Source organism: Enterocloster bolteae (genome assembly GCF_002234575.2).
In the GTDB taxonomy this organism is placed as follows: Bacteria; Bacillota; Clostridia; order Lachnospirales; family Lachnospiraceae; genus Enterocloster; species Enterocloster bolteae.
Window position 1 is genome coordinate 3563093 of sequence record NZ_CP022464.2, and the last position, 14477, is coordinate 3577569.

The 14477-nt window shown below is 52.7% G+C and carries 9 protein-coding genes; all 9 read right to left on the bottom strand.

Going from position 1 to position 14477, the window contains the following annotated elements:
• Positions 1–10 precede the first annotated feature (10 nt).
• The 9 genes from CGC65_RS16790 to CGC65_RS16830 all read right to left on the bottom strand — a co-directional run bounded on the left by CGC65_RS16790 (position 11) and on the right by CGC65_RS16830 (position 14359).
• Positions 11–619 carry a TetR/AcrR family transcriptional regulator gene (locus CGC65_RS16790; protein WP_002564537.1) on the bottom strand — a complete coding sequence of 203 codons (609 nt, stop codon included), beginning with the start codon at positions 617–619 and terminating at the stop codon, positions 11–13.
• A 484-nt stretch (positions 620–1103) separates the two neighbouring features.
• The gene (locus CGC65_RS16795; protein WP_002564538.1) at positions 1104–2426 is read right to left on the bottom strand and encodes an MATE family efflux transporter; all 1323 of its coding nucleotides are present in this window, start codon (positions 2424–2426) and stop codon (positions 1104–1106) included.
• Between the two features lie 137 nt (positions 2427–2563).
• A complete protein-coding gene (locus CGC65_RS16800; RefSeq protein WP_002564539.1) occupies positions 2564–3886 on the bottom strand; it encodes a M18 family aminopeptidase in 1323 nt (440 codons plus the stop codon).
• Between the two features lie 71 nt (positions 3887–3957).
• Positions 3958–5364, bottom strand: coding sequence for an APC family permease (locus CGC65_RS16805; RefSeq protein WP_002564540.1), 1407 nt, complete (start codon positions 5362–5364; stop codon positions 3958–3960).
• Positions 5365–5470: 106 nt separating this feature from the next.
• Entirely contained in the window at positions 5471–6904 is a 1434-nt protein-coding gene (locus CGC65_RS16810) for a UDP-N-acetylmuramoyl-tripeptide--D-alanyl-D-alanine ligase (protein ID WP_002564541.1), read from the bottom strand.
• Positions 6885–8420, bottom strand: coding sequence for a UDP-N-acetylmuramoyl-L-alanyl-D-glutamate--2,6-diaminopimelate ligase (locus CGC65_RS16815; RefSeq protein WP_002564542.1), 1536 nt, complete (start codon positions 8418–8420; stop codon positions 6885–6887). Before CGC65_RS16815 ends, CGC65_RS16810 begins: the two co-directional genes overlap by 20 nt.
• 97 nt (positions 8421–8517) lie before the next feature.
• Positions 8518–10188, bottom strand: a complete 1671-nt coding sequence (locus tag CGC65_RS16820) for a formate--tetrahydrofolate ligase (protein WP_002564543.1) — start codon at positions 10186–10188, stop codon at positions 8518–8520.
• 178 nt (positions 10189–10366) lie between these two features.
• A complete protein-coding gene (locus tag CGC65_RS16825) occupies positions 10367–13435 on the bottom strand; it encodes a DNA translocase FtsK (RefSeq protein ID WP_002564544.1) in 3069 nt (1022 codons plus the stop codon).
• Between the two features lie 147 nt (positions 13436–13582).
• Positions 13583–14359: a ClpP family protease gene (locus tag CGC65_RS16830; protein ID WP_002564545.1), complete on the bottom strand. Its 777-nt coding sequence runs from the start codon at positions 14357–14359 to the stop codon at positions 13583–13585.
• Positions 14360–14477: the final 118 nt, after the last annotated feature.

The window sequence follows — 14477 nt, forward strand, 5'->3', positions numbered from 1 at the left end:
CACCCCTATGTTATATTGATTCGGTTATACCGCTAACGGATAAGGTCCAGTCCGGTTTTTCCTGTCTTATGAGAGCTGTCAGCATGTTTGCAACCATTTTTTCTATATGGCTTCTGTCCAGTGTTATTTTTTGCGCCGCTGCTAAAACCGCTATGCCGTGGGAATAAAGAAATAAATCTATAAAGATTGCCTTTGCCCGCTCCGGCTCGATTCCAATTGTATCAGAAAATACCCTTTCCCTCTCCCCGTTGCCTGCCTCCATATAAAAATCCTTTGGCTCCGCCATACTCAAATCCATATGGTTTATAAACAACAGCCTGAACAAATTCGTCTCCTCTCTCGCAAACTCAATGTACGAAAGCGGCAGAACCAGACATGGATTTATGTGTTCCGTACTGCTGTAACTCTCCACATACTGACTGTAAAACTCATATGCAAAGTCAAGAAATTCCTTTCTTAATTCCTCCATGTTCTCATAACATGTAAAAATAGGCCGCGTGGAACATTGTAATCTGCCTGAAATACTTCTGGCATTAACAGACTCAAATCCTGCCTCTCTTGTAATCTCCAGAACCGTATTCAGAATCATCTCTTTCGTAATCTTCGCTTTAGGCGGCATCGGCTTACCTCGCTCATTGTCATATTATATCAGCAGCTTTACACATGTACCATCACATGCATCCCATCAGTTGCACAACATCCGATATGTCACAAAATTTGTGCCAAAACGTTATGTAACAAATGTTATACAACCATTGTTACATAACAATCAACAACTGTCAAGCCCTATTCAATATTTTATAATTTATTTAATATTTTATAATTTACACTCCCCCTTCCTCACTAAAAAGTGCGGTTCATCCATCCGCAATGGAATTAACCGCACCCACCAGCAAAACAATCATTTTCTATTTTAAACAGCATCAGGAAATACCCAGAGGAAGGTACACCCATTTCTCTGATTGTGCAGTGAAGTACCGGGAGACCTATTATACGTAGTGGGTGGGAGCAAGGGGGAAGGAAGCCGTATCCCCAGGTTCCTTCCCCCTTGCTTCCACGGACGCGATTCCACCGCCTCCCGCAGCCTCCCACTCCCAATCCTCTCACTCCACAACCCCCGCTCTCCTCTCAAACCCCTTAAACCTTCCCGAAAACATCAATGCCCTGAATATCCAGTCAATGAACATGCCGTACCATACCCCGGAAAGTCCCAGGTCGAATATGTATACAAAGAGGTATGCAAACCCGATACGGAATACCCACATGGAGAATACGGACACTGCCATGGTGAATTTGGCGTCCAAGGAGGCCCTCAGGGCATGGGGGATGGTGAAGGCCAGGGGCCATATAACCATGGCTATGCTGTGGATCAGGATCAGCTCACGGGCCATAAGGGCTGCCTGGGGAGACAGATGATAGATTCCCACCAGCGGACCGGACCAGATGACCATGGCTGTGCTGAATACGGCCAGGATTCCATAGACCACCATAATAAGGGATTTGGTGTCGCTCTTGGCTTCCTTCAGACGGCCTGCGCCAACGCATTGGCCCACTATGGTCACCAGTCCTAAACCGATGGCATTTCCCGGAAGATAGAGCACGGTCACCAGGTTACTGGCCACGGCAAAGCTGGCTATGGATACTGTGCCAAGGGAGGAGACAAGACTCTGAAGGAATATCTTGCCAAACTGGAACATGCCGTTTTCCAGCCCGTTGGGAATTCCGATGGACAGGATATTCTTTATCATATGGCGATCCGGAATCAGGAACTTCCAGCTGTTGAGACGAATGGTATTGTTCCGGTTCTGTATAAGGACAAACATCATAAAGGCTGCTGTCACACGGCTTATGAGGGTGGGCCAGGCCACTCCGGCCACACCCATCTTAAGGCCGAACACGCAGATTGCATTTCCTATAATGTTAATCATATTCATGACAAAGGAAGTCATCATGGATACCTTTGAGTTGCCCATGGAACGGAACAGGGCTGCGCAGGCATTGTAGAGTCCGATAAAGGGATATGACAGGGCTGTGATCCAGAAATAGGTCTGGGCGTTGTCCATTACGTCCTGTTCCACTTTTCCAAATATACCTCCCAGCAGGTGGCGTCCCCCTGCAAGAGCTGTCCCGGCAATGATGACTGAGAGAAGCAAGGTCACCAGGACCAGCTGCCCGGCTGCCTTTCTGGCATCCCTGGGCTGCTCCTTGCCCAGGTACTGGGCCGAAATAACGGCGCCTCCGGTAGCCAGGGCTCCCATGATTTGTATGATTAAGACGCTGATGGAATCCACCAGGGAAACGCCGGAGACCGCGGATTCCCCCACTGCGGCCACCATCACCACGTCCACCATTCCCACCAGCACTGCCATGATTTGTTCCACAATAAGGGGGGCCAGAAGTTTTATCATTTGTTTTCTGGAAAACATATCTTACGTTCCTCTTTCTCTCATAGTTCCAGCAAATACCCAGCCATAATACCCGGAGGCGCTTTTTCCTCTCAGGTCTGTGGCTGGGTATCCGTGGGACAGGCCAGGGCCTGCCCTTTATTGTTTTTCTGCATTCATTACCGCACTTCGTAGCTCCCGGAACCCATGGCCTTCATAGAGGTGCTGTAGAACCTCCTTGCGGCCCGAATCAGATAACAGGTATCCTTGATTCCCACTGTCTCGTAGGGGGAATGCATGGACAGCTGAGGCAGTCCGATGTCTACTGTGTTCACAGCCACATGACTGTTGGAAATATTTCCCAGAGTGGAGCCTCCTGCCTTGTCGGAACGGTTGGTAAATGCCTGGCAGGGTACTCCCTCTTCCTGGCACAGTGCCCTGAACACGGCAGCTGAAAGTCCGTCTGTGGCGTACTTTGTGCTGTATTTGATGACGATTCCCTCATTCATATAGGGACGGTTTACGGGATCTGATTTGTCTCCATGGTTGGGGTGGGCTGCGTGGGCATTGTCAGCGGAGACCATGAAGCTGGAGGCAATGGCCATCAAATACTCTTCCTCGCTTCTTCCCATGGCGCTGTTAATCCGCCTCAGCACATCCTCCAGGAAGGTGGAGTCAGCTCCCTGCTTGGTCAGGCTGCCTATCTCCTCATTGTCAAATACCGCGTGAACACTTACACACTCCGGATGACCGCCCTCCAAGAATCCCTTCAAGGTGGAAAATGCGCACTGCAGGTCGTCTAAATGGCCGCAGGATAAGAACTCCCCGCCGGCCCCCCAGATACTTCCGGGCACACGGTTGTAGAGATAGAGATCGTGTCCCAGGATATCCTCCTTTTTGACCCCTGCGCTCTCAGCCACAGTCTCCATAAAGGTTCCCTTTGCGTCCGCACCGCCGTATAAGGGCAGCATGTCTACCTGGGCATTATACTGATAGCCCTCATTGACCTCACGGTTAAAATGAATGGCCAGGTTTGGTATCATAAGCAGATCGCGGTCCACCTTTACCAGCTTTGTGGCAATGCGGTTTCCCTCCTTCACTGCCAGACGGCCTGCCACGGAAAGGGGACGGTCAAACCAGGGAGCGCACAGCATACCGCCGTATTTCTCCACGTTCAGCTTCACATAGTGGTTCTCTGCCTCCATCTCCGGATTTTCCTTGATTTTAAAGGAGGGGGAATCACTGTGGCTGGCCATGATCTGGAAACCGGAAAATGCCTTTCCCGGCACCTTAAAGGACACAATGGATGAACCGTTCCTGGTCACATAGTAGGAGCCGCCCTCTGTGAGTTCCCACTTTTCTCCCTCATGAAGCTGTGTGAAGCCCGCCTCCTCAAGACAATCCGCAATGGACTGTACCGCGTGGAAGCAGGTGGGGCTTTTTTCAAGAAAACCGATGAGTTCTTTGGCTGTGCTTAAGCAGTCTTCTCTGTCTATATTCATATGATATCTCCTTTGTCTCTTATTTCTCCTCTACTGTACCATAAAGACATCGCCACGGCAATGCGGGAAGCTTAACTTTTTTTCTCCTTTGCTGCCATCCATGGCATAATGAACCCAAGTCCTACCAGCACAAAGGGAGTCACGATATTCAGAGCCAGCTGGAAGGGATCCTCTGAGTAAATACCTGTCAGGCATGCAAAGGCCGTGAATAGAAAGCACCAGCCGCCCACCAGGATGCCTGCTGTTTTCCCCTTCACAAACCTGTACTCGCCGCAGAACGCATCCCCGGCCCTTTTTAAGGCAATGTATGCCACAAAGACCCACAGATATCGCAGGGGCATGCACACCGAGTTTACCTTGACCAGCCAGCGCACCAGAGCGTCCACGTTCCTGATGCCAAAGGCAGGGACCACAATCAGCACACAGACAATGAGCGTCACCAGCCTGTGTCCGTTCACATAGGTGCCGTGTTCATTTTTCTCAAACATCTTGCCGGGGATAAAGCGGGAATCCGCACTGTCCAAAAGCATTCTGAGGGGCGCGTCCACGGACAGGACCATAACGGAAAACTGTCCAATCAGATTGGTCAGCGCGTATACCACCACAAAGAAATTCCCCGCATGGTAATATTCACCCAGCTTCTGGAACGCGTAGTAGGCTCCGTTGGTCATCAGGTCCTGGGGAATATGATTGGAGTCAAACATCATGCCCAGGGCAATGGTGCCCAGGATGGCGGTCACGGCCACCATGGCTGCCAGGGCTACCATGCCCTTTGCAAAATCCCTGGAAGGATCCTTCATCTTATTTACATAGGGGGAAATCTTCTCACATCCTCCCACCGCAAAAACCAGGATGGAAAGGCTCAGAAAAAAATTGGCGTTAAAATCCGGTATAAAGGACGAAGGGGACCAGTCAATGGCCAAGAAGGCACCGTCTGTCAGGGCCGGAGCAGCCACCATCATGACAATGAACAGCATGGACATGATGAACATGGCGGAACCTGCCAATGTGGCAAGCCTCTTTAGCACCCCCATCCCCTTGCCGGACAGATACATGGCAAACAGGAAAATGACCAGGCACAGAATCTGCATCACCGTGGTGTTCATGCCGCTGGCCCTCTTGTCCTGGAACAGGGCCCAGCTGGCTGCAATCACAGTGGAATTCGGCTTCTGGGATATATAGGGCATGTGGACCACCCAGTAGGTCCAGCCTGCGTAGTAAGCCATCTTGGGCCCTATGGTCTCATGAATCCAGGAGCTGACCCCGCCCCCGGCATGCTTGAAGGTGGATCCCAGCTCTCCCACCATCAGGGCATAGGGCACAAAATAAATGGCAAATATAAGAATCCAGGATACAATGGCCTTTAATCCGCCGTATTCCGAAAATCCGTTTATCACATTCCCAAATCCCCAGACCGTTGAAAAAGCCATAAAAGCCAGGGTATGCCAGAGAATCTTTTTATCATCTTTCTGCTGCATCACAATGTTTCTCCTTATCTCATTCAGAATGTACTTTCTGTGACATTTCTGTCCATATCGTACATTCTTCCCAAAATGAGGGAAAGATATAAGCACTCAGATAGAATCATGACCTGGTTTCCTTCAGATGCTTTACTGCCTCGGACAGCTTCATGCTGTTGGAGCCTTTAAAAAGAATGCAGTCGCCCTCCCTGATGTTTTCGTCCAGCCACTTTTCTGCCTGGGCCAGACTGTCTATTTCAATATGGGGCGTCGCTGCGCGGGCTGCATCCATTCCGCTGCCGATGCAGGCTGCCAGCTCTCCAAGCAAAAGAACCATGTCCAGTGGATGTTCTCCTATGTAGGCGCCTATTTCGGCATGGAACCTTTCCGTATCCGGGCCCAGCTCCTTCATGTCGGCCAAGACCGCAATCTTTCGTTCTCCCTTCACGCTGTCCAGCACCTCCAGTCCGGCCTTCATGGACACCGGGCTGGCATTGTAGCTGTCGTCAATGACAGTGACGCCGCCCCATTCAAATATCTGCTGGCGTCCCTTGTAGCCCTTAAACTGTCCCAGGGCCAGGGCCGCCTTCTCCATGGAAAGCCCGTATGTATCCGCCACTGCCAGGGCCGCCATGGCATTGCTCACCATGTGGCTTCCCATAACCTTAAGGCGCACCCGGACCCTGCAGTCACCGTGAACCGCCGTGAACACGGGATACCCCTCTTCCAGGTGCAGGTCCTCTGCCCTGTAGTCACAGTCCCTGCCCAGTCCGTACAGCACCTTCTTCCTGCCCTCCTTAGGAACCACTGAGGCCAGAAGAGGGTCGTCGCCGTTTAAGAACAATATGCCCTCTGGCGGCATTCCCTCCTGGATATGGAGCTTTTCCTCCAGAATGCATTCCTGTGATCCCAGCTGTTCGATGTGGGCTATTCCTATGTTGGTCATGACGGCACAGTCCACCCTGGCCACCCTGGCAATACGCTCCATCTCCCCGGGTTCGCTCATCCCCAGCTCAATGACGCCAATCTCAGCAGACTGCGGGATCTCCGCAATGGTAATGGGCACCCCCACCTGGCTGTTGCTGTTGCCTGGTGTCTTATAGACCTTGAATCCGGCGCTCAGGGCCTCCGCTATCATTTCCCTGGTAGTGGTCTTTCCCACGCTTCCCGTGATTCCCACCAGGGGCAGACTCAGGCTTTTCCTGCAAAAACTCCCCAGGTCCTGAAGGGCCTTCTTCGTGTCACGCACCTCAATCCACGCTGCCTGAAGTGCTTTCCTCTCCTGCTCCCTGTTTTCCCCGCACTGCTGCCGGACACAGGCTTTAACATCCTCCCCGCAGTGATGTTCGCTGGTAAATACCACGGCCGCCCCGCTGGCAATTGCCTGGCAGAGAAAGCGGTGGGCGTCCACCCGCTCACCCACTATGGGCACAAACAGGTCATCCCCCTCCATTGTTCTGGAATCCAGGCTGATGTGTTTAACATGCTGATCCTCCTGGCCATGCAGCAGGTTTCCTCCTGTGGCTTCAAGCAGTTCCTTAACCGTTATTCCTGTCATACTGTGTCTCGTCTCCCAACTCTTTTATGGTTTCTTCAATGACTTCCCTGTCCAGGAAATGATGGCGCACGCCGTTGATCTCCTGATAGTCCTCATGTCCTTTGCCGATGACAGCTATCATATCCCCCGGCTGCGCATGAAGGATGCTGCTGCGGATTGCGTCCCTTCTGTCAGGAATTTCAACAAAGTCCCCTCCTGTTTTTTCTATGCTTCCCCGGATGTCCGCCATGATGTCCTCCACCTTTTCATACCTGGAGTTGTCTGCCGTGATGATGCTTAAATCGGCCAGCCTTCCTCCAATCTCGCCCATGGAGTAGCGTCTGTCCTTGGAACGGTTGCCGCCGCATCCAAATACCACCACCAGCCGCCTGGGATGATACTGGCGCAGGGTGGTAAGAAGGCTCTCCATGCTTACCGCATTGTGGGCGTAGTCTACCAGGACCGTACACCTGGATGAGGTGTAGACGATTTCCATACGTCCATTGACACGTATGTGCTCCAGGGCATGGACAATCCTATCTTTTGGAAGTCCCAGGAAGGAGCATACGCACAGGGCTGCCAGGGCATTGTCCACGTTGAACAGGCCGGGAATTCCCAGACGGACATCCATGTCCAGGTTCCCTGTGACATCAAACTCAGTGCCCACAAAATCCGGCCGGGACACATACCGGACGTTTGAGGCTTCAAAGTCTGCCTTCGTCTCCCCGTCCTCCTTTACGCAGTACGTATAAAGCCGGCAGGACGCGTCCTTTACGATTTCTTTAAAATGCCCGTCGTTTAAGTTTACCAGCCCTATCCTGCACATGCTCAAAAGACGTGATTTGCAGCAGAGATATTCCGCAAAATCAGCGTGCTCATCCGGCCCGATGTGGTCCGGGGATATATTGGTGAAAATGCCGTAGTCAAAGGCGAGGCCGTCCACCCGGTGCATCTTGATTCCCTGGGAGGACACCTCCATAATCATATACTGGCAGCCTGCCTCCGCCATTTTCGCAAAGGACTGGTGCAGTTCATAGGATTCCGGCGTGGTGTTCATAGTAGGGGTCACCTGTCCATTGATCACCGTGCCTGTGGTGCCTATCATCCCCACCTTTTTTCCTGCCGCTTCAAGAATGGCTTTTATCATATGGGTGGTGGTGGTCTTTCCCTTTGTTCCCGTCACGCCAATGGTAATCATTTTGGACGCAGGATAACCGAACCTGGCTGCCGAGAGAAGAGCCAGGCTTCTCCTGGCCTCTGCTGTCTTAAGTATTGTCACCCGGCCCATCTCATGCTCCGCAAGTCCTGAGGCAGCCAATTCCTCCTCAATGTCCCGCTCCGTCACAAGGACGCGGACGCCAGCGCGCAGCACATCCGGTACAAACCGGTGGGAATCCACCCGGGTCCCCGCCATACACACAAACACAGCACCGGGCACTGCCTTTCTGGAGTCGTAGACCACCTCTGTGACCTCCACATCCAGGCTTCCTCTGACAAGTTCATAATCCAGCTCATTCAACCAGGTTCTAAGTATCATATCAATACCTCATTTCTTTTTCGTGCAACTTATATTATGCCAAAATATATCCTGGCCCGGCGCTCCTTTTTCGGATGCGCCGGGCCAGGCCCATTTCCTAGAAAAGTCCGGTAATCTTACCGTTCTCATCCACATCAATGCTGTCTGCTGCCGGTTTCTTCGGAAGTCCCGGCATGGTCATGATGGAACCTGTAAGCGCCACCACGAAGCCTGCTCCTGCTGATACATAGGCATCCCTTACATTGATGGTAAAGCCCGCGGGCCGCCCTAACTTGGTCTGGTCATCCGACAGGGAATACTGGGTCTTGGCCATACACACCGGCAGGTTTCCAAAGCCCATATCCTCAATGCGCTTTAACGCCTTGGCAGCGGCCGGTGCAAAGGAAGCGCCGTCTGCTCCGTAAATCTCTTTTGCAATGGTGTTAATCTTATCCTTAAGGCTCATCTCATCCGGATAGAGTACATGGTACTGGGTTGGCTTGTTCTCCAGTGTCTCCATTACCTTTTCAGCCAGGGCAATGCCGCCCTCGCCGCCCTTTGCCCATACCTCGGACAGAGCGAACTCGCATCCCCTGTCTTCGCAGAACTTCTTGATATAAGCATATTCTGCCTCGGTATCGGATATGAAGGAATTGAGAGTAACCACCACAGGCACGCCGAACTTCTGGAGGTTCTCAATGTGCTTCTCCAGATTGACAATGCCCTTTTCAAGGGCTTCCAGATTCTCAGCTGACAGCTGGTCCTTGGGCACGCCGCCGTTGTACTTAAGGGCCCTGACCGTAGCCACCAGAACCACTGCGTCCGGCTTAAGCCCTGCCTTGCGGCACTTGATGTCAAGGAACTTCTCAGCTCCCAGGTCAGCACCGAAGCCGGCCTCTGTCACTACCACGTCTGCCAGCTTCAGGGCTGTCTTCGTGGCTCTCACGCTGTTGCATCCGTGGGCGATGTTGGCAAACGGGCCGCCGTGTACCAGGGCGCCTGTGTGCTCCAGGGTCTGGATCAGGTTGGGCTTTAACGCTTCCTTAAGGAGGGCTGCCATGGAGCCCACTGCATGGAGCTGCTCTGCGGTCACAGGCTCTCCTGCAAAATTATAGGCCACAATAATCTTGCCCAGACGGTTCTTTAAATCCTCCATGTTGTCTGCCAGGCACAGGATCGCCATAATTTCAGAAGCCACTGTAATGACAAAGTGATCCTCCCTGACCATGCCGTCTCCCTTTGCTCCCAGGCCCACCACGATGTTGCGCAGAACGCGGTCATTCATGTCCACGCATCGCTTCCACTGGATCTGCCTTGGGTCAATCCCCAGGGCATTGCCCTGCTGGATATGGTTGTCTAAGAGAGCTGCCAACAGGTTATTGGCGGAGGTAATGGCATGGAAATCACCTGTAAAATGCAGGTTTAAATCCTCCATGGGCACAACCTGGGCATAACCGCCGCCGGCTGCTCCTCCCTTAACGCCGAAGCAGGGGCCCAGGGAAGGCTCTCTGAGGGCTATGATGGCCTTCTTTCCCATCTTTCCAAATGCCTCGCCCAGACCAACCGTGGTGGTGGTCTTTCCTTCTCCTGCCGGTGTTGGATTGATGGCTGTTACCAGCACCAGCTTTCCGTTGGGACGGTCCTTTACCTGCTCCCAGAGTTCATCTGTCAGCTTTGCTTTGTATTTACCGTAAAGCTCCAGGTCATCCTCCCCGATTCCGTAAGCAGCAGCCACTTCTTTAATGGGCTGCATCACGGCCTCCTGCGCAATCTCAATATCTGATTTCATATTTTTGTTCCTCCTCTTATATTACGCCCCACGGTTTCCCGCCTTTGCAGGTCCGTCAACGTTTTATTCAAAAGCACCGGCCGCTGCTGCCCTTGCCGGCAGCCGCTGCTCTTGTTTCCCCATACACCCCTGTTCCCCTGCTCCGGCCCGCATGCGCCGCGCTTTCAGGGAACAGTTTCTAATACCCCTGCTCCAGCAGTTCCTCAAATTCTTCCATGCTCATAAGCACTTTCCTGGGCTTGGTACCCTCTTCCTCGCCCACTACCCCTGCTTCCGCCAGCTGGTCCATAATCCGGGCAGCCCGGTTGAAGCCAATCTTAAACATCCTCTGGAGCATGCCGATGGATGCCTTTTCTTTTTCAATGATAAACCTGCCAGCCTGGACAAAGTACTCATCCCGTTCAGAAGCCCCGCTTCCTCCGTCCATGGACGGGGAAGAGACACGGCTCTCCACTTCCGGATTATATTCCGCCACCATGCCCTGTTCTGTCAGGAATTCCACCACCCGGCCCACTTCCTCATCGGACACAAAGGCGCCCTGTACACGCTGGGGTTTGGGGAATCCAGCCGGATAAAAGAGCATGTCGCCCTTTCCCAGCAGCTTCTCGGCCCCGTTCATATCAATAATGGTCCTGGAGTCCACGCCTGAAGACACGGCAAAAGCAATTCTGGACGGCACATTGGCCTTAATCAGTCCGGTGATGACATTGACCGACGGCCTCTGGGTTGCAATGACCAGATGAATTCCCGCAGCACGGGCCAGCTGGGCCAGACGGCAGATAGCATCCTCCACTTCTCCCGGAGCCACCATCATAAGGTCTGCCAGCTCGTCGATGATAATGACAATCTGGGGCATCTTCACCGGCTTTTTGTCATCCTCTATATCCTTTATCTTTTCAACTCTTTCATTGTAGCCCTTTAAATCCCTGACATTGCACTCCGCAAACTTCTTATAGCGGTCCGTCATCTCGGCCACAGCCCAGTTCAGTGCCCCTGAGGCCTTTTTGGGGTCTGTTACCACCGGGATAAGCAGATGGGGGATTCCGTTATAGACACTGAGCTCCACCACCTTGGGATCCACCATAATCATCTTCACATCCTCTGGTTTGGACTTGAAAATGATGCTCATAATCAGGGTATTGATACACACCGACTTACCGGAACCAGTGGCGCCTGCAATAAGCAGATGGGGCATCTTTCCGATATCCGTCACCACCACCTGTCCGCCGATATCCTTGCCCACGGCAAAGGCCAGACGTGACTTGTGGTTCTTAAACGATTCCGCCTCCAGCAAATCCCTCAGGTATACCATGTTGTTCTCTTTGTTGGGCACCTCGATTCCCACCGCCGACTTGCCGGGAATGGGCGCCTCAATACGGATATCCGCCGCAGCCAGACTCAGCTTGATATCGTCGGTCAGCCCCACTATCTTGCTGACCTTCACGCCCTGCTCCGGCAAAAGCTCATACCGGGTCACAGCAGGACCGCAGCTGATATTTGTAACCGTCACCCCAACACCGAAGTTATGGAGAGTCTGCTGCAGCTTAATGGCCGTGGCCTTATACTCATCCCCAGAAAAGGAACCGGCATTCTTAGCCCCCTTCTTAAGCAGGGTAGTAGGCGGGAACACATATTCCTTCTTTACTGCCTCTTCCTTTTCCTTGATTTCCTGGGCCACCGCCATATTGGAATCGGTCTGTCCGGCCTCCTCCCGCTTCTTCTCAATCTTTTTCTGGAGAAGTTCTGTCTCAGTCTCTATAACCTTGCCTGATGCCGTAACCACCCGCTTGGGCTCCTCCGGCACAAATATGCTGTCATAATTGATACCCTGTTCCGACGGGTCTGTCTCATAGATACCTGTTTCCGGAACATCCGTTTCAGGAATTCCCGCCTCATGGTCTGCGGCTCCGTGCAGTCCTGTCCCGTGAAGGCCGGCCGTACCCGCGCTTTCAGCAGACAAGGCAGCTCCTTCTGCCATATCCCCAGATGTCCCATATTCTTCTTCCCAGGGAACCGTATCCTCACGGCCCCGGTCATGGCCATAACCGTTTACAGGATTCTCGTCCCTGTCCGCAGAGGACCTGACATGAAACTCCATCTCCTCCAGGGTCTTTAAATCCTTCTTCACATGGATGGTGTCATAGTCCTCCCCATCATGTGTCCCATACTCGTCCTCCACAAGAATGCCGGTGACCACCGGCGCTTCTTCCCGGCGTCCCAAACGGCTGTGGCCCTCTATAGACCTGGCCAGGGCCCCCAGTTCATCCGTGTCGTAGGAATCCCCGGCATCGGTCCCCGGCTCCAAAGGCGGGTCAAACCTGCCCACAAACTCATCCGGCGGCAGGCTGTCCTTTGCGCCGGCTGTCTGGGCCGGCCCCCAGTCCTTCTCGTATGTATCGGGCATTTCAGGCATTTCCGGCATTTCCTCCAGATCCGCTCCAAACTCACGGTCAAATGCCTCCTCGTCATAATCCTCTTCCTCAGGTGTCATCAGCCTGGTGGCATTCAGATTAACGCCCCTCACCCTCTGTTCCTCGCGGATGCGCCTGCGCTCCTCCTCCCGTATGGCGTGAAGCTCCCTGCGCCGGTCCATATCCTCTCTGGCATACTGGTAAGCCTTGTCCCCTCCCCGCTTCACAGCAGACACAAAAGAGCGCTCCGTGATGCATACCATGCAGATGATGAACAGGACCACCAGAACCAGAAAGGTTCCCGGCTTCCCCAGTCCGATGGTAAGGAAGGAGGTAAGGACGCCTCCCAGCCATCCGCCGCCCGTACCGGTCAGGGTGGACTGCTTATAATATTCCATCCACTTCGCGCCGGCCGGAACCGTACCGAAGGCCAGCTGCAGCAGCCCGCAGACCGTAATAACAGCCCCTGCCACGGCTGCCAGCTTCATGGCAGCATGGATGTTTCCCTGATTGGACAGATGGAAACAGGTGCCCACAAATATCAGTATGGGGAATAGATATCCCACCATTCCAAATATTCCCAGCTGTACTCCGCGCAGCACATCGCCCACCACGCCGCACAGCCTGAAATTGCTCAGAAATAAAAGAATGGCAACAGCAAAAGAGCAGATGATGACCACTTCTGCTCTCATGAATTCCGTATTATCCTGTTCATAGGCCTTTTTTCCGGATGTCCCGCGGCTTTTGGAGGAAGTGCCTGTCTTTTTGGACGTGCTTCCCTTTGGCCTTCCCGGTTTTCTGTTCCCACTCTGCTGTCGTTTTGTTGTTTCAGCCACTTGATACAGCCTCCTGTCATTCTCTTACAAGTTGTCATACCGTATCAGCCTCCCATTCCCACAGCAGGCTGTCTCATTTATACAGTTAACTTATATTATGCTATATTTGAGGTTAAAATTCAAGTGGATTGTTTCAAAAGACGGAATCTACCGCCTGCGTTCCCGATCATCAATCATGGCATAAAGCTTTCCAAGGGCTTCCTTGATGCCTCCCACCTGGTTGATAAGTCCCGCCTCCACGGCCTGGGTTCCCACCAGAACAGTGCCCAGGTCCCTGGTCAGCATCTTTGTATTATGCATCAGCTCCCTCAGCTGGTCATAGGCGATATCGGCATGGTTTGATACAAACGTGAGTATGCGGTCCTGTATCATTTCAAAATACTCGTAGGTCTGGGATGTGCCTATAACCATCCCCGTCATCCGCACCGGATGGATCATCATGGTGCCGGACGGCACGATGAAGGAATAATTTGTGGACACGGCCAGGGGAACCCCGATGGAGTGGCTTCCGCCTAACACAAGCGATACGGTGGGAAGACTGAGAGACGCAATCATTTCCGCGATGGCAAGACCCGCGTCCACATCCCCTCCCGAAGTGTTGAGCAGCACCAGAAGTCCGTCCACACTGTCGTCATCCTCTATTTCAGCCAGCTTCGGCAGTATATGGTCGTATTTTGTGGTTTTGCTGCTCCCGGAGGAATTCTCATGTCCCTCCACCTCCCCAATGATCGTGATGAGATGGATTTTCCTCTGCCTGCGGTTGTCCTCCAGAATGACCTGGCCATACTCCTCCAGCTTATTGTCTTCCTTTTCTTCTATTTCCTTTTCAAGCTTTTTGGCTTCATCGTCCTGCTGGCGTACCTGTCCGTTTCCGTTTTCCGCCTGACTGTCTCTTTTTTTCCTGTTGTTTTTTCCTTGTCCCATAATCAGACCACCCTTTCGTGAACATTCATCAATTAAGGATAGTCTGCACCGTGAACCATAAAATATGCGCTGTCTTTTACAGAGTTTCGCGCAAAAATAACCGGCCAGCAGAGACTGC